Raw genomic sequence first — 19,947 nt, 5'->3', positions numbered from 1 at the left:
ACGGGAGACATATCTTGTCCGGGCAGGGCGTACAAGTAGTTAAAGTGATAGCAAGGAGGAGCCGCCTTTGAAAACCGCTTTGTGGCTGTATCTGTTTCTGTTCGTCGCTTTCTTCGACTTGCATGCCCAATATCCAATCCTGACGCCGTTTGCCATCTCGATCGGAGCTGCCCCGTCATTTATCGGTCTCATGATGGGCATGTATTCCATCACGCATTTGCCGGGCAATGTATTAGCCAGCTACGGCGTGGACCGTTACGGCAGCCGGTTGTTCATCGTCTTCAGCCTGCTTGGAGCCGGCGTCATCCTTCTGTTCCAGGCCTACGTGACGGATCCGTGGCAGCTGCTATTGCTGCGTTCCGTCAGCGGCTTTGTACTTGCGTTCCTCTCTCCCGCCTGCCTCTCCTTGCTGGCGAGACTGACCAATGATATTACAGAGCAAGGCAAGCTGATGGCAGGCAACGGACTTGTCCACACGCTCGCCTCCGTCGTCTCGCCCGCAGCGGGAGCATACCTCGTCGCCAAGATCGGGTTCTCCACCGCCTTCACGATTTTGGGTTGGGTGCTGATCGGCACGGCGATCTGCGCGCTCGTGTTCATTAAGGAGATTAACGGCAAGCTAAACAGGGTGCCGCCTCCGGAAGCAAATTCTATCGGTACTGCTGCATCACCCGTGCAATCCTTGCCGATTCCTTGGCTCATCTATTTGCTTCCGGTTGCCTTTAGCTGCGCTCAGGGCATCCTCTCTTTCGAGCTGCCGCTGCTCGCTAAGAGCCGCGAGGCAATGATGACGACCGGTCTGTTGTTCTCCGTTGTCAGCATTGGAGCGCTTATTACGCTCAGCATGCTGTTTCTTAATCGTCTGTCCGCCTTTCAACGAACGTTATGGGGCGCTTTAAGCCTGGCGCTTATTTATTTTGGCATGGCTGCAGACGTGCCGCTTCCGTTAGCGGTCATGCTGCTGTTCGTCGGAATGGCAAAGGGCGTTATTTTGCCGGCATTGTCTACGCTGTTGATCGAATTGAGCGGCGGTACGAAATATGGAAGAACTTTCTCGGTGCTTTCCATCGCCTTCTCAGTCGGAGCCTTTCTCGGCCCTATGCTTGCAGGGCAACTTCGCGATCAGGTATCGCCGTATTACATCGCCTTTATAGCACTCATGCTGGCACTGGCGCTGCTGCCGTTCTACAGATTTCGCGTAATTGTGCCGAACACCCATTTTTCCAAGACTGGGTAATCGCACAGGGCATTCGTCTCCTACGCTCATAGGATGGGAGTATCAGGCGGCAATCGACCAGAGGCTCCGGCTCACTCAACAAGCCGTCCGATGTTAACGCTAGCGTAGAGGGGTGACTCCATAATGACAGGCGCAGGCAGAGGTTTCGGGGGCTACGGTAACAACAACGTAGGCACTATTCTAGTCTTGTTTATCTTGCTCGTAATCATCGTATGTGCCGGATTCTGGTAATCCGCATCTAACGGAGTGTTCACGCGAAAAGGCCGCCGCAGCGCATAATATTTGCGTCGCGGGCGGCCTTGTATCTTTGAAGCGGCATCTAGGAAACAGCAACTTAGAATAAATTACGAACTCTTATGTGGTAAACTGGAGCTGATATTTCGTGTTCAAATTGTTCGTTTGAAAGGAGATTAACTATGGATCCGTACATAGCCATCGTGGTTGAGGGCAAAAACGACAGAAGCAAGCTGCGCCGCGTGCTCGATGAGCGCGTGCCGATTCTGTGTACATACGGGACGCCCGGCACCTCTCAGCTGGAGAAGCTGCGCAAAGATGCCGGCGACCGACATATCTTCGTCTTTACGGACAACGATTCGTCCGGCCGGCGCATACGCGGCATTTTAAGCGATCTGTTCCCCGATGCCGAACACATCTATACTCGGCGCGGCTATTACGGCGTTGAGAATACGCCCGAGGAATATTTGATCGAACAACTGGAAAAGGCGGGACTAGACGCATACATCCTGTATCCAGCGTCCAATCCCGCCCCGAACTGGGACAAATTCTGATATGGAAGTTCCTTATTGATATTCCAGTCAACTTCAATTACTTAAGCAGTCTGTCGACCTGGTCTACGATATCATTTGCGGTCAGATTCTCGTCGCTGCCTTTAATCAGTTGACGGATTTGGTCATTTTGGTCGATTAGAGCGATGAGGTTCATATGCGAGAACGTTTCGCCACCTGGATCCTTCATAACCGATATCTTCATCTCGCTGGCCAGCTTGATTGTTTCATCTCCATCGCCCCTCAAGAAGTGCCAGCCGTCGCCCACCTCGGCCGAGGTTCGTTCGGCGAACTTGCGAATGGCTTCCGGCGTGTCCCTCTCCGGATCGAACGTGATGGAGATGAGCTCGACATCCGTTCCGAGTTTGCCTTGCTCACGAAGTTTCTCCTGAGCTTCCGCCAGCAGGAATGTCGTAGGCGGACACACATCCGGGCAATTCGCGAAGTAATAGTACACGAGCCGCACTTTCCCGCTCGTCGATGCGAGCGATACGGGATTGCCGTCGATATCGTTTATCTCGAAAGCCGGAGCTTGCTTTATTACGGGCAACGGCGCTTCCGGCTTCCAAACATAAGTAAATAATAAATAGATGCCCATCACCGCGCATAATGCCAGTACGGCGATCTTGAACGCATGTTTGCGTAAAAATGCCACTTCCAGTCCACCTTCCATGAGGCTTTGCCTGTCCTTAAGTTACTTCACCGTATTCGCAATCATCGCCACAAAGACGATCATCAAATAATTGACCGAGATCAAGAAATTGATCTTAGCCCACTTCTCCGTATCCTTTGTCATCAGTCCGCTGATGGTATGTACAAGCCATACGACGCTCAGCGCCGCGGAAATAATCAAGAAATAAATGCCGGCGTATCCATACGTGTATAACAATACAACAGTTGGAAGCAGAAGCAGCACGTAAGGAATCATCTGAAGCTTCGTCCTCTTGATGCCTTTGACTACTGGAAGCAGCGGGAATCCCGCTTCCCGATATTCTTCGACCCTACGAATCGCAAGCGACCAGAAATGAGCCGGCTGCCACAAGAACAACAGGGCGAACAGAAGCCACGCCCCTGCATCCAATTCATTTGTTACCGCGCAATACCCGATAACGGGGGGCATTGCTCCGGAGACTCCGCCGATCGATGTGCTCCACGTTGAGCTTCGCTTTAGCCACATTGTATAGATGACAATATATACAAACCAGCCCAGCAATCCCAGCAGACCGGTTAATACATCCAATGCGAATAGAGTGGCGAGCCCCGCGATGCCAAGTATAATGCCGTAAGAAAGTACGGCCGTTGGCGACATTCGGCCCATGGGTAACGTACGATTGCGCGTGCGCTCCATCTTTTGATCCAGCTCGCGATCCCAATAATTGTTTACGACCGTCGCCGAAGCCATTGTCAGCGTCGAGCCGACCAACATCCATAACATGAGCAGGATGTCGAGATCCCATTTGGAAGCTACCCAGAATCCGCCAATCGCAGCGAACATATTTAACCGGAGAAGCCGAGGTTTCGTTAAAGCAATCAAATCCTTAAGCACAGAAGCTAGCCTCCCGAGTTTTACGACAAGACGCCTGCAGCGTCTCTCTATCATTAATGCATCGTTTCTAATCATACCGAAAAATATGGGCGGTGACAATGTTCGCCATCTTTATTCATGAATTCGACACTTGGATGACAATTCCACCCAAATCCGATTTTGTCACCAATCCGCCCATCCTTCCATACATTAACCATGTAGTGTAACGCCTACTCCAAGGACGAAAGGAGATGTCGATCCCAACTGCCTGGACTTTAAGAATATCCGGTCAATACCCGATATGGTGTACCAGAGCCCGGGAGACTTCGATGCGATCCAGAAAAAATCCCGATCAGCATGAACACGCATGAAAGCGAGGACGATTAGAAATGAGTACGTTCGGATACAAGCAACAAGTGAGCACCTCTGACGCCAGCATCGGCTTGACGTCAGCACCATATGGTTATCAGCCATACGGATATGGTTACGGATACGTAAACCGTGGTATACAACAAACGCCTTACGGCATGTCCCAGGGAACGATGATGCCAACCAGCGCCATGATGCCTCCCAGCTCCGTTCCCAGCGGATCGTTTATTGCGCCGGGCGGCGGCAACATGGTTACGCTGCCGGCTGTGGAAGAATCCTATGTCGAAAACATTCTTCGCTTGAATCGCGGCAAGCTCGCGACGTTCTACATGACTTACGAGAACAATTCCGAATGGAATGCCAAGATATTTAAAGGCATTATTGAAGCTGCCGGCCGCGATCATATTATTATCAGCGATCCTTCAACAGGTATGCGTTACCTGCTTCTCATGCTTAACCTGGATTACGTCACGTTCGACGGTCCAATCAACTACGAGTACCCGTTCCATGGTTCTGTTGTAACTCCCAGCACTCCTCTGACGGACGCAACCGGCATGAACGGACAATAACCCTTATCTATCCAGCGCTCTATACCAACTGTCATTCGCATGGTTCGTCACCCCTGGACGGCGTTGCGCGATGTCTCAGGAAGGCGAATGAGCAGGCTGGAACGTCCATACATGAAGTTTGGCTGAACCCCCAAGTATCATCGGTGTCAATACAGCCCAAGAAGAACGCTCGCTGCAGCGTTCTTTTTTGATTCGCTCCGCCTGTGCAACATCTGCTGCTCTCCAGATTTCGACGAACAAGCCCGGCTGATCCGTCCCCTCGTACAGCTCGACGCCCTCCGTCTCCTTTAATAATAATTTCGTTGCCGCCTCATATTGCTCCTGAAATTCAGGGCTGATCCGATATTCCGCGAAAGTAATAAACATCTGGCGCAAGTCTCCTTTCGATTGTGATAAAGTTGTCCCACTTCGGGCGATACTATGCTTAATCGCACATCATGAAGGAGGTTGGCATACCGCCAATGGATACAGGAACACATTTGGTAATGGGTATCGGCTTGGCCGGTCTCGCCGCGGTAGATCCCGTTGTCGCCGCAAGTCCAGTCGTTCACACTGCCGTGCTGCTCGGCACGGTCGCGGGGTCCCAAGCTCCCGATCTCGACAATCTGCTCAGACTCAAGGGGAACGCATGCTACATTCGCAACCATCGGGGACTTTCGCACTCCATTCCGGCCATTCTGATATGGTCGGCAGCGATCATCCTGATTCTTCAGCTGCTCTACAGAGGGAGCCTGCCTTGGCTGCACGTCGGAGGATGGGTACTGCTGTCGGTCGTTCTTCATGTATTCACCGATTTGTTTAATGCATACGGCACCCAAGCCATGCGTCCATTCAATGAGAAATGGATTTCCTGGAACATTATCCATATTTTTGACCCTCTCATTTTTTCTGCCCACCTGATAGCCATTTTACTGTGGGCAACGGGTCTCGTAAATCCCGCTATTCTGTTTCCGGTCATGTACCTGTTCCTTGCCGGTTATTACGTCTGGCGGACGTTAGCTGCTAAAGCAACGGTCCGCAGACTTCGAACGCTTGATGCAAGCCATCGGCCCAACGATTCGTATTTCGCTATTCCGACCATCTCGATGTCAATCTGGAATATCGTCAAGCATAGCGAGGACGGCACGTTCTACGTCGGCAATTTAAGGGGGAGCAAGCTTAGTTGGGTCGACAAGGTACGGTGCTCCAGCCATCCTGCAGTCGAGAAGTCCAAGAACGATGCGGCCATCCGTTCTTTCCTTTACTTTACAAGCTTTGCTTGCGCCGATGTCAAGGAGCACTCCTGGGGATATGAAGTCCGATGGTGCGATGTCAGGTACCGTCACCGCAAGCAATATCCTTTCGTCGCCGTACTTCTTATGAACAAGCAATACGAGACAGTAGGCTCTTATGTGGGCTGGCTGAGCGACGAGCGATTGATGAAGCGGCTGCGCATGGATACGTATTAATGTATTAACGACTTACGTCTTATGTCTTCGGCAAGAGCGAAGACGGGTGATTGACTTAAGCATGCCCCTTCCCCCACAATGGTAAGGGGCTTTTATTTAGGGGCTTTCCAAGTCACTTCCGGCTATCGGACATAAATGACGCTATTTTCGTTTTTTTAGGTTTTAGAAAATCTAACGGACAAACAGAGGCTGTCGATTCATTGTGGACGGCAGCTTAGTTAAGTAAAGGCTGATCGTAATCCACACCACAGTCGCTATTTCGCAAAAATGGGGCCTGTTCAAATTGTAACGGACACAGACGACCTTACTTCCGTCAAAACCGCATAGGGCGGAATTGCACCAAATAGCGTCATCGGAAACGGATTATTATAGCGGAAAAATCAGCTTTATTGTGCTCAGTCGGGGGCAAACGGTCCATTATAGTAGAAAAATCCGCTTTATTGTGCTAAGCCGGGGGCAAGAACAGGCGAGTAACGTGAACGAATGGATTTTTATGTTTCATTGGGGCTACTCGAGCCAGATATGTATCAAAGAGCAAAAAGTGCCGCTGAGATCCGTTCGATTTTTCAACCGTTTTTATCTGCACATGGAACTTGCTTACTTTCCACAAGTTTGGAAATCGCATAACTTCCCACAAATAAAAAAACCCAAGGTTCCCCTTGGGTCTCTGACGATCGCTTGTGTATAATAATCGCTTAACGGTTTCCACCGGACAATTGTTGCTCGGCGATTTGGACAAGCTTCTTTGTGATATAACCGCCAAGCGAACCTGCATCGCGGCTGGTTACATTACCATAATAGCCATCTGCCGGAATTTGAACGCCCAATTCCTGTGCTGCCTCAAGTTTTAATTGCTCCAGTGCTTGCGATGCTTGTGGGACAATAAGTTGGTTGCTACGTGACATCAGGTATTCTCCTTTCGTCCTCTGCACTTGTTGGTGTGTTGCAAGCTTGCAAACTTATTATGTGCACATCTCCGCAAACTATGCTGCAAGCTTAAAAAATATTTTACGCTGTTTCAAAGCGTCAAGGAGAGTTTCTATTATGTCCAAAACATTGTCCATGTTTTTTGCCGTATTGTCCATTTTGTTCATGAGCGCGACGGCGATATCCATCAGTTATAACGGTTGGTTCGTCCTGTTGTTCGGCATGCTGTCGCTCTTTAGCATAGGGGCAGGCTTTATCGTAAAAGCAAAGCTTCGACGCAAGGCGGAGAAGGCCCGTAACGGGGAATAAGCCTTCTCCATTTTTACTTCCAAATGGTTGTCCTATCGACAGACTTTTTCGCATAGGTTATAGTATGAGTATCATTCCATATCGTAATCATTACTAATTAATCGCGAAGAGGAAGGATGTACATATGCGAACCACATTATTCCGGATAGGCACGCCTGCTTTGGCAATCGGCTGTTTGATCATGATTTTCCTAATTGCGACGAATCGCGAGCTGCCGGCCGTTGCATGGGACGTCATATTGAATCCTGCCAATTTTCAATCCTTCAAAATTTTATTTATCAGCATTATTTTGGAAGCATTCCCGTTCATCTTGCTCGGTATCTTGTTCTCCGCGCTGCTACAAGTATTCGTTACGGATGAGATGATTCGCCGTATGATGCCTCGCACCCCCGTTGCCGGCGTCCTGGTCGGAGGACTGTTGGGTATTTTCTTTCCCTTATGCGAATGCGGGATGATCCCTGTCGTCAGACGATTGATTCGCAAGGGGATGCCGGCTTATATAGGAATCGTATATCTGCTTGCAGGACCCATCGTAAACCCCATTGTGTTCTCGTCTACCTTCATGGCGTTTCGTACAAGCCCGGAGATCGCATACGCCCGCATGATCGCGGCGTTTGTCATCGCTGTTTTGATTGGTCTACTGCTGTCCAGGTTTATGAAACAAAGCCCATTGCGGACAGATGGCAGACATGCCGCTAAAGGCGTCTCCCACTTTCATCATGATGTTAACGTTCATGCACATGATCATGTTCAGCCTAATCCCCATCCACATAACACTATTTACGTTAAGAAGGGGCGGATCAGAAGCAAAATTTCCTCGACGATGTCGCATGCTTCCGAAGAATTTTTTGAGATGGGACAGTACCTGCTTATCGGCGCGTTGCTAACAGCCGTGATTCAGACGGTCGTAGGCAGAGACGTATTGGTCGGCTTCGCGGGCGAGCCCATGTTTGCTTATCCGTTCATGATGGCTTTTGCATTTATTCTTTCCATTTGCTCTACATCCGACGCCTTTATCGCTGCTTCGTTCAACGGCATCTTCCAGCCGGGACCGCTTCTTGCCTTCCTGGTATTCGGTCCCATGGTCGATTTCAAAAATACGCTAATGCTGATGTCCACTTTCAAGCTCCGGATTGTCGCCTTGCTTATAGCGCTTACCGCTGTACTGACCGTAGCCGCAACTCTCATAGCCGAGGTGATTCTATGACGACGACCCAGCATCTTATCCGATTCCTGCTTCTTGCCGGCTTCGCCATGTTAATCGTCTATTTGTTCCGCACGGGCGACATGACGCTGTTTATCGCTCCGAAAATGGAGCTGCTCGTGAAGTTGTCAGCAATAGGATTATATGCGGCCGCCATCTACCAGCTGTACGCTGCGCTCAAAGCGCGCAGAAAATCGCAAGCCGCGGATTGCGATTGCAATCATCAACATTCTTCGTCGAGGACAAAAAACATCTTCGTTTACAGTCTCTTTATCCTTCCTTTGGCTTTGGGCTTCCTGACCCCTACCGGTACTTTGGGCAGCGCACTGGCCGCGAAGAAGGGAATGAGCTTCACGGGCAACGAAATGATTTCGCGGTCTGCGACAGAGACAAGCTCGGATCCCGTTTCGTTGTCAACAAAAGGCAGCTCGGGCAATAATAACGACAATACCCTGAACGAGCTGTTCCCCTATGACGAATATACGGTCGATCACGCCAGGCTCGCCAAGCAGCTGTACGAACGGCCCCTCATCGTGGTCCCGGAGAGCCGATTCATCGAAACGTTGACCGCGCTTGATTTGTATCGCGACGCGTTTATGGGCAAAGAAATCGAAATAAGCGGCTTCATCTATCGCGAGGAAGAAATGGGAGAAGATCGAATGGCGATCAGCCGGTTCGCCATGAATTGCTGCTCGGCCGACGCGCTTCCTTACGGTCTGATGACGACATGGCCTAAAGCTAACGAGTACGCCGAAGACGACTGGGTCAAGGGCACGGGAAAGCTAGCTATCTCGAATTATATGGAGAACGAGATACTTACGGTTGAATTGACCAAAATCGAACGGATTCCGGCTCCTGCTTCTCCATATGTGTATCCCGATCTGGAATTCGGATCCTAAGGGAACATTGCTTCATCGACGGCTGGTTCCGCATCGCAACCTTGCGATTACTTCCGCCCGCAGGGTTCATTGATGTTAGGCCAGCCGTCCTACTCGGATTCCCTCCAAAAGATACCGTCAAGCCAATCTTTGAGGGGTGTAGCGGCTGTTCCATGCAGCCATATTGTAATTAGATTCGTACAAGACGCTTGCCGACCACGTATTGCTGCTGGGTTTCACTGCAAAATCATATAAAATTTCGCCATGCGTCCAATCCCTCCTGTATTTCAATGCTTCGATTGCCAGCTGACGGAATGCTTGTACCTGCTCCTGCGTTAACCCCCTGTCCTTGCCTTCAAGCTTGCCGTCCCTGCTTTCGATAGGATGATGTTTCATCCCGAACTTTCCCACTGCATTATTGCGAATGCAAATCTGCACGGTACCGGCTGCCGCATTCGTCAGCTCACCCTCCAACTGCCTGAATACGAAGTCTACTTGTCTTGCCAAAGATACCATTTCCATACTCGATAACCTCCTTTAGTGTTTCGACATTCTCACCTGCTGCTTCGACACCATCTGACGAAATAAAACATCGAATTGTCATTAATGGTAACATTGTCCATTATTTTCATCACCGAAAAAATACTTGGTAATTTCCGAAATTTCAATTGCGCTGAATGTCCTACATAGCTGAGTATAAAGTATCATAATTGCATTTCATTTATTAGGTCGACAATTATAGACCAAATTCGGGTCCAATGTTATAATGTGGTTATTCTAATAAAAGGAGCGCTTACATAATGATCCAATGGTACTACTCGCTTTCGGTGCGCAATAAACTAGTAATAACGACGTATTTCAATTTAGCGCTATTTGCCATTATTGCGATTCTTACGACAGCGCTCGCAAGCGGCCCGCTGCTTGCAATGATCCTGATTTCAATCGTGCTTGCAATTGCCGCATATCCTACCATTGTATTCGTGGACAAGGCCATTACGGGATCTTACGACGAGATCTCCGGCGCGGCTTATCGGATTGCAAAGGGAGATTTCACCCAAAAGATCGATATGTCAGCCAACTCCGGAGCTGGAGAACTGGGTCACTCCTTTAACAGCATGGTTGACAAGCTTCGCGATATTCTAACAGAGACTTCCAACATCATTCGTCACGTAGCCGAAACAAGTCGTGGCATATTCGATAAAAACAACAGCATTCAGACCGCCATGGAACAAGTTGCCGCTTCTGCAGGGGAGCTCGCTACAGGAGCGAACGAAATTTCCGAGGACGTCTCGGATATGAGCAATTCCATTAACGAGATCGAGGAAAAGGTTGGAGCCTACGCCCATTCCACCAAAGAAATGAATGCGCGCTCCGATCAAACGATCGCCATCGTGGGACGAGGCAGGGAAGCATTGGAGATTCAAGCGGAAGGCATGCAGCGCAACATTGACGCCACTGCGCAAGTATCCGCTACGATTGAAGAACTTGCTCGCAAGGCGCAAGGCATATCCGCCATTACGACTACGATCTCCGATATCGCCGAACAAACCAATCTGCTGTCCCTAAACGCTTCCATCGAAGCGGCACGGGCAGGCGAGCATGGCCGCGGCTTTGCTGTTGTAGCTCAAGAGGTTCGCAAGCTGGCCGAGGAATCGACGTCTTCGACGAAGCAGGTATTCACGCTCGTAAAGAGCATTGATGAAGGCATTCGACTCGCCATCAATAATATGAAGGTTAACGAAGATGTCGTTAAGCTGCAGAGCGAGCACATTCGCCAGTCCGAACAGATATTCCAGGAGATCGAGCAAAGCATTCAATTTATTACGAATCAAATTTACGCGTTCTCGCAAGAGAGCGATGCCATGCTGGAGAGCGCTCGCCAAATCTCCGGAGCGATCCAGAACATCTCGGCGATTACTCAGCAGTCCGCTGCCGGCACAGAACAAGTATCCGCCTCCATGAACGAGCAGATCGCATCCGTTCAAGCCGTCGTACAAGAGACCGAACGCATGTTGTCCATGGCGACGCAGCTGCAGCGCACGATTCAAGTATTCAAGATGAAATAATACGGCTTGCTTATCCTACTCAGCACCCAGACCGGGTGCTTTTTCTTTTGCCAGATAATCGCTTGCGAGACGTATGAAGGAACCGAGCTGCGGGGAACCTACCCCATACACCATGCCAACAAGCTGCAAACATTACAGAAGAACGGATGAACCTGATTGATTATCAAATATGGGAAACTCGCTGTCGCAGCCGCAACAATCACCGCGCTCCTATTTTCAGCCGTACCTTCCAGGTCAGCTGCCGAAGCTGCGCCACAACAACAAAGCAAACAAAACGCTGCAGTAAAAGCGAAGCAAAAGAACAGACCGCAGCAGAAGCGGGGACAGAAGCAAAAACAAAGGCAACGTAGACGGCCTGCAGCCCAGAAAGTGGATATGTCATGGGTCTCCTTGCATAAGCAGTACCCGAATGCCTTTTTGTTAAACGGTCCACGCAACCTCAAACGTGTAGCGCTGACGTTCGACGATGCGCCGGATCCACGGGTCACGCCTCAGATTTTGGATGTGTTGTCCCGCTATCGGATTTGCGCCACCTTCTTTGTTGTAGGAGAGAGGGCATCCAAACATCCGGATTTGGTCCGTAGAATTATTAGCGAAGGCCATATCATCGGCAATCACTCCTACAATCATCCCGTCTTCTCCAAGCTGCCGCTGAGCAAAGTCCAGCATCAAATCTGGCAGACGGATGGCGTCATTAAACGGATCGCCGGCGTAACGCCGCTCTTGATCCGCCCGCCTTACGGCGAGCTGCTCCCGCAGCAGATTCGTTGGAGTAAAGGCTCCGGTTATACGATCGTGAACTGGGATGTCGATTCCGAGGATTGGAGAAGGAATCCTTCCAGCGCAAGGGTGCTTGCAAATATCCGCAAAACGTTGCAGCCCGGTTCGATTATTTTACAGCATGCAGGCGGGGGAGAAGGACAAAGCTTGGATGGAACAATCCATGCACTGCCTGTTCTGATCGAATCCCTGCAAGGCAAAGGGTATGAAATGGTGACGTTGCCCGAGCTTTTAGGCAAGCGGGCGTATCGTTAATTCCGGATTTCCCGTAAAGAACAAAAGCGCTCCGTCAAAGGAGCGCTCATTCATTATTGCAGGATATATACCGTTACATCTTGGAATCCGAACTTTTTGGCTTGCTGAGTCGTTCCGGGAACAAAGATATCGATACGGTTGCCCTTGATGGAACCCCCTATATCCGTTGCGGTAGCGATCATGCCGCCTGCTGGCAAGCCATTGTAGCTGTACCCTTTTACGAATAATTTCGTTCCAAGCGGAATCATTTTAGGGTCAACGGCAATTGTGCCAACCTTGAGATTATTGCCGAAGTAATCCACTGCTCCCCATTTGCCATTTTCCGATGCCGCCGCCGTATAAGCCGTCGCTTTTACCTGCAGTTCTTTTTTGTAGATATGCTTCGTGCCGCCGGGCGCTGTTACCGTCATCGCAGCAGGCGCTGCTTCCTTTTGAGCAGGTACGGGAGCGGCCTCTTTGCTTAAGGCAACAACGTCCTGACCGGGAATGACCATCTCGGATCCGATTTGCAGTTGATCCGCAACCATAGTATCGTTTGCACTCATTAGTTTCTTAAGAGGCACTTTGTATTGTAACGAAATTTGCCAAAATGTATCATTGGGTTCAATCTTATGTGTTTGTTCCGCAGCTTGCGCGTTGCCTGCGAATAGGGTTGTAGCACAAGTTAATGCAACAGTAGTCAAAGTAGTCAACATCCATTTGTTCAAAACGTTGTACCTCCAAAAAATGATTTGCCGCCGACGGAGAGAGGCCGCTATCAATGGCCAGTCTCTCCCTCAAGCCGCATGGAATCACATCACGAAATACGAAACTTAAAGACTAGCCAGTAAACATTTGCACCCATTCACCATTTACGTATCCCACGCCAATCTTCGTAAAGCTCGCATTCAGGATATTAGCTCTATGACCAGGGCTGTTCATCCAATCCTGCATAACCCGTGCCGGAGTTGGCTGACCGGAAGCAATGTTCTCGCCCGCTGATCTGTAAGTGACGCCAAAGGATCTCATCATGTCGAATGGCGAGCCGTAAGTCGGCGAAGTATGGCTGAAGTAGTTATTTACGTCCATGTCTCTTGCCTTCTCCGTTGCTACTTTGTTCAACAAAGCGTCAGTCTGTAATGCTTTAAGACCAACCTTCGCACGCTCTTGGTTGACTAATGTGACAACCTGCGTTTGAAACTCTCCCATTCCTGTGCCGGTTGTCGGCGCTGGAGTCGGCTTCACCGTAGGTGCAGGCGTCTTCGTCGGCGCTTTCGTAGGAGCAACGGTCGGAGCAGGAGTCGGCTTCGCTGTAGGAGCCGGCGTTACGGTCGGCTTTGGCGCGGTAGTCGGATTAGCCGTTGGAGCCGGAGTCGGCTTCGTTACATCACCTGGCCACTTAATGACGATCCCATTGTACGAAAAGTTGATTTTGTTAAGGTCGATGCCATATTTGGACGCTATATCGTTAATTAGTGTGTAATTGATGTAGTTCAATTGCATCTTGAAACCGTTATCTCCGGCTGCAGCGTCCGCCTTCGGCACGGCAAAACCTGTACCGATCATCGTAGCCGCCAACAGGCTTGCTACCCCGATCCGAATGGATTGCTTTCTCATAAATCAATTCCTCCTAATTCTGCTAGAATTGTTCGGATATCCTTCCGACGTCCCTTATCTTAGCATGAGGGGATAACCACTTCATGACACAATAATTGCCATTCGACACAAAAAAGGGAGCAATCCATTGTCCCGCCTGCTTTATTAGAATCTACTCATTGCGCAACAAATCTCGTATTTGTGCTTTAAACATAAAAAAAGAAGACCTCCGAAACATGCCACGGAGGACATGCGGAGATCTTCAGCTATACCGAAAACTAGTTGTTTACTTTAATGAATTGACCCGTTGCTTGGGATTCGAACGCGCACAGGATTACCTTAAGCGATTTGCGTCCGTCTTCTCCGGAAACAGCAGGCGTCGATTTCGTCAGAATGCTCGTCAGGAACGCATCTACAACACCGCTTGACTCTTGTTTGTCGTTCGTAGAGATAGCGCCTACTTTATGTTTCTCGACTGAACCGTTGCGCAGCTCAACGATAACTTGATCGTCCGGATGCGTACCGATTTTCATAACGCCGTTCTCGCACCAGAGGATCGTGCTGTTGTCTTCGCCTCTGTAATACGTCCAGCTTGCTACGAGCGTGCCGATCACGCCGCTCTCCATACGAAGCACACACGAAGCGTTGTCGTCGACTGCCGTCCCCTTCTTGTCGAGCGTGCCTACGAGAGCCGCGATTTCCGCCACTTCGTCATTTAGCAGCCAACGGATCAAGTCGGATTTGTGTACGCCGAGATCGCCCATGGCGCCCATGATCGCTTCATCCTTGCGGAAGAACCAGCTGCTCGCGCCATCAATGCTCCAAGCGTCAGGACCCGGATGGCCGAACGAAGTACGGAACGTCAGCACTTTGCCCAGAATGCCGGATTCAAGAATTTGTTTAGCCTTCACATGCGGAGGCATGAACCGTTGGTTGTGGCCAACCATCAGATTGACGCCATTGCTTTTAGCCGCTTGAATCATCGCTTCCGCTTCGGCGTCCGTTGCAGCCATCGGCTTTTCTACAAGCACGTGAGCTCCGGCGTTGGCAGCCGCGATCGACATCGGCGCGTGGAACGCGTTAGGCGTACATACGCTGACAGCGTCCGGCTTTACTTCAGCCAGCATCGTCTCATAATCGGAGAAAGCCTTGCCGCCATGTTTGGCTACGTACTCTTCTGCACGTTCGATAATGGGATCGACGAAAGCGACAAGCTCTACGTCGGCGTGTGCAGCATATTCGGGAATATGACGATATTTGGAGATGGAACCACAGCCAATGACGGCTACTCGAACTTTAGACAATGATTTCCCCTGCTTTCTATAAGTGGTGGTTCAAAAAGTCCAATTTTGATTACGAAGTAACTCGGGAAGTATATCGACATCGAATCTTGAATTCAGCCGGCACTTCCGGTGCTCACGTAGCTTCCACTACGCTCCGCTCCTCAGTCCCTACTCTTCATCCAACCTTCTCGGTACTGAAAATCGGACTTTTTGAACACGATCTAATAATAACTTTCTAATTAGAATTGGTTCAGATAATTATTTTTCAGCCACTCCATGCTTTCCGCAACGGATTCCAACGGCGGATTCGCGCAAGTGTCTTGCTCGACGATGAGCCATTCGACGTTGGCTTCTGATGCTGCGCCGATAATCGGCACAAGCGGCAAATCGCCCCGCCCCAGCTCCACGGTGTCGATGCCTTTACCCTTCTCGCCCGCACGGAAGTCCTTTAGATGAAGAAGCGGCAGACGGTCGGTATACTTCTTAATATAAGCAAGCGGATCCTTGCCGGAATATTGCACCCAGCCAATGTCCATCTCTACTTGCAGGTGCTCGGGGGCAATACGCGCATAAAGGGCGTCGAATACGATCTCGCCGTCGATCTCCACTTCGAATTCGAAATCGTGGTTATGATAAGCGAACGTAATTCCTTCCTCGCGGAATCGTTTGCCGAACTGCTCGAATTTCACGAGATGGCCCCGCCAAGACTCCGAGTCGCGCTCCTCGAGCGGCAACCATGGGCAGATTGCGTAATTCGCGCCAATCGTTTTCAGGAAAGCGATTTCATTCTCCAGATTCGTATCCAGCGCCTGCAAACTGATGTGGCTTCCGATTGCCGTAAGCTTCAGCTCTTGCAGCAGATCACGCAAAGACTCCGCCTCAATCCCGCCGTAGCCGGCGAATTCTACGCCTTCATATCCCATTGCAGCAACCTTGCGGAGCGTTCCCTCGAAATCTGTGGCCGTTACGTCACGAAGCGTGTACATTTGCAAGCCAATGCCCATCCGTTTCATCATACCGCTCTCCTTTTATATGGATTTGTCATCTCTTAACTTTGTGCTTGTACAACCTCTATCATTATATACATCTTATGGAACAAAAAACAGTTGGCATATTAGCTTATTTTTATGCGATTTTGTCTTCTGGCTCGCTTCGTATCCATGTATGATGGCTGCCGGGCGAGAACATATGCATGTTTTTTCTCCATCCTATTGCAAAATGTAATGATTACGTTATACTGTAAACACATTGATTACGTCATTTACCGAATTATGAGAAGATTGTAACCATTTCATCACTTTTTTTTAATAAACATTTAAGAATTGTCCTTTACACTAGGAAAAACGATAGCCATTTCGACTTTTTGCGCTAATGGCTAATATATCCGTCATAGGATGGAGGTTGTCCATAATGAAAACCATGCTGTTATTTCAGAATAAAACCATACCCGTTTACTTAACCGATACGAATAGGCAAGCAATCGACAAATTGTCTACTGTACTTAACAGGAAGCTGACCACCGGAAAAAACGCGCTTAAAAAATGTATCAGCTCGCTGATAAGCGTCGAAATTATCGGCAGCGAAGCAACGCTGCATTCCTTGTACGAGCGGGATACGCTTACGATATCGTTGTACTGATGTCCGTCGGCGTTTACATGCCCCACAAGAAAGAGACGAAACAGGCCTCCGTTGCCCGTTTCGTCTCTTTCTTGTTATCATCTAGATCAGAGACTATGCGTCTTGCCCCGGTTGCCCCACATAAACAACCATGTTCCGATCCAGCCGCAGATCGAAGCCGCAATGAGCAAGGCGCTCATGGATATGTCGGACGTGAGGCTCGTGCCTAGCAAAGGTCCAATCGTTCCCCTGATTCCGAACGACATCAAATGGATGCCGAATACCATCGCCTCCCGTCCCGGCGCCAGGCGAAAGACAAAGGCAAGAATGCCAATATCCCAAATGGCGTCTCCAATGCCTTGTATGGCGTTGCCTGCCAATACTACGGAATAAGTTCCCCATATTCCATATAACATCGGAACGATTGCATAAGCGCTGATGCCAACCATCAGGGTATACTTAATGGGAAATCTGTCGATCATCATGCCCGCAATCAAGAATGTAAGCAGCAGCGCCGTATAATAGGCAACCCTTGCATATCCGATCTGGATATTGGACAGCTCCAGCACGTTCACCTGAATGATCTGATACAGCGGAATGGCGAACATGTTCCCGAACCCGGCGAACGTGGTTGCCAGCAGGAAGACGCCTAGCGTTCGGTTGTGCCTGACAAGCTTCCACTGCTCCTTGAAGTCAAAGCTTGGCCGTTTCCTCCGATTATCCGCTTTTTGCGCAAACTCATCTCCCTCTTGCCCCCCGCCTGAAACGATCGAAATGCGCTTTTTCGATAATTTAAGCGTATTAAACAATCCGATCGACAGGACGCCCATAAGAGAGGCGGCTATGAGCGGACCGGTTGGTCCATGCGCTTCCGCCCAACTGCCTACCAAATAAGCAAGAGGAATCATCAGCACTCCCATGGAAACACGTACATAACCCATCAGCCGTCCCCGAATTTCATTAGGGTACATCCGGGACACCAGCGATGCGTAAGCCGGCGCCTGAATGCCCATCAACAGTTGGAACATCATGGCCGCTGCTACATATATGCCCGGTTCGGGAAGGAATGCGGGCAATAGCAGCAGCATGCGCCCGACGGCGTTGGGAATAATGATGAACGGCTTGGGATTATCCGCTTTTTCGATCCAACTGGCCCATAACGGAGAGAAAATGAGTCCGACGGCAGGGGCAGCCGCAAGCAGTCCAACCTGCAATTTATCCGCTCCCTGTTGAAGTGCAAATGCAATGTAGAATTGATTCATGACAACGTTGAACATGCTGAATAACACGGTTGCGCCCACGTCGACGCGCAGATTTCGCCACACCCTTGCCGTCATGGGCATGCCGAGCCTAATCGTCTGATACTCTTTCCTCTGGATCCGTGCCATATCTGATCGATACCTTCTTCGCATAGTTGTCGGAACGGACGGAGGACCCTCTGCGCGGGCAAAGGATCCTCTACTCATAATGTCTCATTCGACCCGATCTTACTACACTACCGATTCTTTGTACAGAAGAACTTTGCACGTCCGGGCATCGCTTTTTCGCGCCAATGATTTCCCCGTTCCTCCCGATATGATAGACTGGTGATTATAGAGTTTGAGCTCGAACTTTTCGAATTTTTGTATTCGCAATCTTAGTTGGGGGAATTGAACATGAACAACATTGCCGTAGGAATTGACATCGGAGGCACCAAGATCGCAATCGGGCTCATAGCCCAGAACGGGGAAGTTATCGCCAAAAGTTCGCTGAAAACCGATCTCTCCCTGGAGCCGGGAGAGATGCTGGGCCAGGTGGCAGACGTCGTAAATAAGCTTGCCAATGAACAGGGTTTAGCCCTTAATCAGTTGAAAGGGATAGGAGTCGGCGCCCCTGGACCGCTTAATACGAAGACAGGCCGTCTGACCTGCCCGCCCAATCTAAAGAGCTGGTGGGATTATCCCGTCGTCGAACGGCTAGCCGAGCTGCTGCCCCTCCCCATCCGCATGGAGAACGACGCGACCGCCGCAACGCTCGCCGAGAAGTGGGTCGGCGCCGCTCAAGACGCCGACCACTTCATCTTTATTACGATCAGCACGGGCATTGGGGCTGGCATCTACTTGCACGGGAAGCTGATTACGGGTTCGACGGGCAATGCCGGGGATGCCGGATTTTTGATCGTACATCCGCAAGGACCAATCGCCAAGGACCAAGCTTCCGGTTTTTGGGAGCTGCTGGCTTCCGGCACCGCCATTGCGAAGCAAGCCAGCGAGCTGCTTGGCAAAGAGATTACTTCCAAAGAAGCCTTTGACCTCGCGGCGCAAGGCGATCCGGTTATATCTCCGTTGATCGAGAAAGTATACACTTATATCGGTATGGGCTGCGTGTCGCTAATCAACCTGCTTGATCCTTCCAAGATCGTTATCGGAGGAGGCGTCTCTCAAGTAGGCGAACCTCTATTTTCCGCCGTGCGTTCATACGTTGCCGCCCATGCCTTAAATCCCAGCGGCAGAGAGACCGTCATCGTACCGGCCAAGCTCCGGCAGGATGCAGGTCTAATCGGTGCGGCTGCTCTCGTCCACTGCAACTACTAAACCTCTTATATAGCTGTTTAATACGAAATGGATGCTGGCTTTTACATCTACCGGCATCCCGAATCCGCCCTTCTGTCCGATACTTGCGCCGTGCAGAAGGCTGCGGAACCCCCTAACCGCATGAATCGCTTCTTCTCCGCGGATGCCCAAAGTTTGCATCGCCTCGATCATTTTTGCGACAAGGCTGCTCGCCAATTCCTGCTGCAAGTCCGTACCTCCCGCAGGCGACTTCAACGTCAATTCGTACAATCCCGGACATTCTTCGGCGAAAGCAAGATAAGCATCTGCATAAGCGAGCAAACGCTCCCCCTTCGGTGCTCCCTTTTCCGCTGCGGCGAACCTATCGTTTAGCAACTTCAGCCCTCTCGTCGCAAGCAATTCCTTCAGCTCCGGCAATCCATTGACATGATTGTAGAGCGAAGGCGATCGAACGCCCAGTTCTGCCGCCACCGAAGCCAGCGTAACCTGCTCCAAACCTTTTGTGTCAGCTATGGCAGCAGCCGTGTTCAGGATCGTCTCGAGCTGCAGTCCTTTTCTCGGCGTCATA

The 19,947-nt window shown here is 50.3% G+C and carries 23 protein-coding genes and 1 pseudogene; 13 read left to right on the top strand and 11 right to left on the bottom strand.

All coding sequences use genetic code 11. The features are described 5' to 3' along the window. Positions 1–67: 67 nt before the first annotated feature. The 3 genes from B1748_RS24285 to B1748_RS24280 all read left to right on the top strand — a co-directional run bounded on the left by B1748_RS24285 (position 68) and on the right by B1748_RS24280 (position 2,025). Positions 68–1,237, top strand: coding sequence for an MFS transporter (locus B1748_RS24285; protein ID WP_087570533.1), 1,170 nt, complete (start codon positions 68–70; stop codon positions 1,235–1,237). Between the two features lie 123 nt (positions 1,238–1,360). Further along, positions 1,361–1,468: a sporulation protein YjcZ gene (locus tag B1748_RS37640; protein ID WP_143810376.1), complete on the top strand. Its 108-nt coding sequence runs from the start codon at positions 1,361–1,363 to the stop codon at positions 1,466–1,468. Positions 1,469–1,653: 185 nt separating this feature from the next. Continuing rightward, the gene (locus B1748_RS24280) at positions 1,654–2,025 is read left to right on the top strand and encodes a ribonuclease M5 (protein WP_087570532.1); all 372 of its coding nucleotides are present in this window, start codon (positions 1,654–1,656) and stop codon (positions 2,023–2,025) included. 37 nt (positions 2,026–2,062) lie between these two features. Here the strand turns inward: B1748_RS24280 and B1748_RS24275 are convergent, their stop codons facing one another. Together B1748_RS24275 and cyoE are read right to left on the bottom strand one after the other, a co-directional pair. Continuing rightward, entirely contained in the window at positions 2,063–2,677 is a 615-nt protein-coding gene (locus tag B1748_RS24275) for an SCO family protein (RefSeq protein WP_179215799.1), read from the bottom strand. 39 nt (positions 2,678–2,716) lie between these two features. Next, on the bottom strand, positions 2,717–3,622 hold the full coding sequence (gene cyoE / locus B1748_RS24270; RefSeq protein ID WP_087570589.1) for a heme o synthase: 906 nt from the start codon (positions 3,620–3,622) through the stop codon (positions 2,717–2,719). Positions 3,623–3,815: 193 nt separating this feature from the next. Between cyoE and B1748_RS37635 the strand changes: the two are divergent. Continuing rightward, positions 3,816–3,890: pseudogene (locus B1748_RS37635) on the top strand (cell wall hydrolase); the annotation flags it as partial. A gap of 46 nt (positions 3,891–3,936) precedes the next feature. After that, complete coding sequence (gene gerQ / locus B1748_RS24265; RefSeq protein ID WP_108994548.1) at positions 3,937–4,485, top strand: spore coat protein GerQ; 549 nt, start codon at positions 3,937–3,939, stop codon at positions 4,483–4,485. 75 nt (positions 4,486–4,560) lie between these two features. Here the strand turns inward: gerQ and B1748_RS24260 are convergent, their stop codons facing one another. Continuing rightward, positions 4,561–4,851 (bottom strand): hypothetical protein, encoded by a 291-nt coding sequence (locus tag B1748_RS24260; protein ID WP_087570530.1) that lies wholly within the window; start codon positions 4,849–4,851, stop codon positions 4,561–4,563. Positions 4,852–4,946: 95 nt separating this feature from the next. On the opposite strand from B1748_RS24260, the gene B1748_RS24255 reads away from it, so the two are divergent. Next, positions 4,947–5,933, top strand: a complete 987-nt coding sequence (locus B1748_RS24255) for a metal-dependent hydrolase (RefSeq protein WP_087570529.1) — start codon at positions 4,947–4,949, stop codon at positions 5,931–5,933. Between the two features lie 695 nt (positions 5,934–6,628). Here B1748_RS24255 and B1748_RS24250 read toward each other — a convergent pair. Next, complete coding sequence (locus B1748_RS24250; protein ID WP_087570528.1) at positions 6,629–6,838, bottom strand: alpha/beta-type small acid-soluble spore protein; 210 nt, start codon at positions 6,836–6,838, stop codon at positions 6,629–6,631. Positions 6,839–6,977: 139 nt separating this feature from the next. Between B1748_RS24250 and B1748_RS24245 the strand changes: the two genes are divergently transcribed. The 3 genes from B1748_RS24245 (at position 6,978) to B1748_RS24235 (ending at position 9,272) form a co-directional block, all read left to right on the top strand. Continuing rightward, positions 6,978–7,169 carry a DUF5325 family protein gene (locus B1748_RS24245; protein WP_087570527.1) on the top strand — a complete coding sequence of 64 codons (192 nt, stop codon included), beginning with the start codon at positions 6,978–6,980 and terminating at the stop codon, positions 7,167–7,169. Between the two features lie 124 nt (positions 7,170–7,293). Next, positions 7,294–8,376, top strand: a complete 1,083-nt coding sequence (locus B1748_RS24240; RefSeq protein WP_087570526.1) for a permease — start codon at positions 7,294–7,296, stop codon at positions 8,374–8,376. Beyond that, positions 8,373–9,272, top strand: a complete 900-nt coding sequence (locus B1748_RS24235) for a TIGR03943 family putative permease subunit (RefSeq protein ID WP_087570525.1) — start codon at positions 8,373–8,375, stop codon at positions 9,270–9,272. The genes B1748_RS24240 and B1748_RS24235 overlap by 4 nt, the downstream gene beginning before the upstream one ends. Positions 9,273–9,389: 117 nt before the next feature. On the opposite strand, the gene B1748_RS24230 is transcribed toward B1748_RS24235, so the two are convergent. After that, positions 9,390–9,773 carry an O-methyltransferase gene (locus tag B1748_RS24230; protein WP_087570524.1) on the bottom strand — a complete coding sequence of 128 codons (384 nt, stop codon included), beginning with the start codon at positions 9,771–9,773 and terminating at the stop codon, positions 9,390–9,392. A 281-nt stretch (positions 9,774–10,054) separates the two neighbouring features. Here B1748_RS24230 and B1748_RS24225 point away from each other — a divergent pair, with 281 nt between their 5' ends. Both B1748_RS24225 and B1748_RS24220 read left to right on the top strand, forming a co-directional pair. Further along, positions 10,055–11,317, top strand: a complete 1,263-nt coding sequence (locus B1748_RS24225; protein ID WP_246608851.1) for a methyl-accepting chemotaxis protein — start codon at positions 10,055–10,057, stop codon at positions 11,315–11,317. Positions 11,318–11,692: 375 nt separating this feature from the next. Next, the gene (locus B1748_RS24220; protein WP_087570587.1) at positions 11,693–12,352 is read left to right on the top strand and encodes a polysaccharide deacetylase family protein; all 660 of its coding nucleotides are present in this window, start codon (positions 11,693–11,695) and stop codon (positions 12,350–12,352) included. A gap of 53 nt (positions 12,353–12,405) precedes the next feature. Here B1748_RS24220 and B1748_RS24215 read toward each other — a convergent pair whose 3' ends face one another. The 4 genes from B1748_RS24215 to B1748_RS24200 form a co-directional block, all read right to left on the bottom strand. Continuing rightward, a complete protein-coding gene (locus B1748_RS24215; RefSeq protein WP_256975897.1) occupies positions 12,406–13,059 on the bottom strand; it encodes a 3D domain-containing protein in 654 nt (217 codons plus the stop codon). A gap of 112 nt (positions 13,060–13,171) precedes the next feature. After that, entirely contained in the window at positions 13,172–13,948 is a 777-nt protein-coding gene (locus B1748_RS24210; RefSeq protein ID WP_087570522.1) for a CAP domain-containing protein, read from the bottom strand. Positions 13,949–14,205: 257 nt separating this feature from the next. Further along, on the bottom strand, positions 14,206–15,231 hold the full coding sequence (locus tag B1748_RS24205) for a Gfo/Idh/MocA family protein (RefSeq protein ID WP_087570521.1): 1,026 nt from the start codon (positions 15,229–15,231) through the stop codon (positions 14,206–14,208). Positions 15,232–15,449: 218 nt separating this feature from the next. Beyond that, positions 15,450–16,223 carry a sugar phosphate isomerase/epimerase family protein gene (locus B1748_RS24200; RefSeq protein ID WP_087570520.1) on the bottom strand — a complete coding sequence of 258 codons (774 nt, stop codon included), beginning with the start codon at positions 16,221–16,223 and terminating at the stop codon, positions 15,450–15,452. Positions 16,224–16,620: 397 nt separating this feature from the next. On the opposite strand from B1748_RS24200, the gene B1748_RS24195 reads away from it, so the two are divergent. Further along, positions 16,621–16,848: a 3-dehydroquinate dehydratase gene (locus tag B1748_RS24195; protein ID WP_087570519.1), complete on the top strand. Its 228-nt coding sequence runs from the start codon at positions 16,621–16,623 to the stop codon at positions 16,846–16,848. Positions 16,849–16,934: 86 nt separating this feature from the next. Here B1748_RS24195 and B1748_RS24190 read toward each other — a convergent pair whose 3' ends face one another. After that, positions 16,935–18,215, bottom strand: coding sequence for an MFS transporter (locus B1748_RS24190; protein ID WP_087570518.1), 1,281 nt, complete (start codon positions 18,213–18,215; stop codon positions 16,935–16,937). Positions 18,216–18,482: 267 nt separating this feature from the next. Between B1748_RS24190 and B1748_RS24185 the strand changes: the two genes are divergently transcribed. Then, positions 18,483–19,400 (top strand): ROK family protein, encoded by a 918-nt coding sequence (locus B1748_RS24185; RefSeq protein WP_087570517.1) that lies wholly within the window; start codon positions 18,483–18,485, stop codon positions 19,398–19,400. Here B1748_RS24185 and B1748_RS24180 read toward each other — a convergent pair. After that, positions 19,362–19,946 (bottom strand): TetR/AcrR family transcriptional regulator, encoded by a 585-nt coding sequence (locus tag B1748_RS24180; RefSeq protein WP_179215798.1) that lies wholly within the window; start codon positions 19,944–19,946, stop codon positions 19,362–19,364. The two genes, B1748_RS24185 and B1748_RS24180, sit on opposite strands and share 39 nt — an antisense overlap. Between the last annotated feature and the right edge of the window lies 1 nt (position 19,947).

Origin of the sequence: Paenibacillus sp. MY03, from assembly GCF_002165585.1 — a bacterium.
Classification (GTDB): Bacteria; Bacillota; Bacilli; order Paenibacillales; family Paenibacillaceae; genus Pristimantibacillus; species Pristimantibacillus agaridevorans.
Note: the sequence above shows the minus strand (reverse complement) of the source record. Positions and strands in the feature narration are given on the sequence as shown.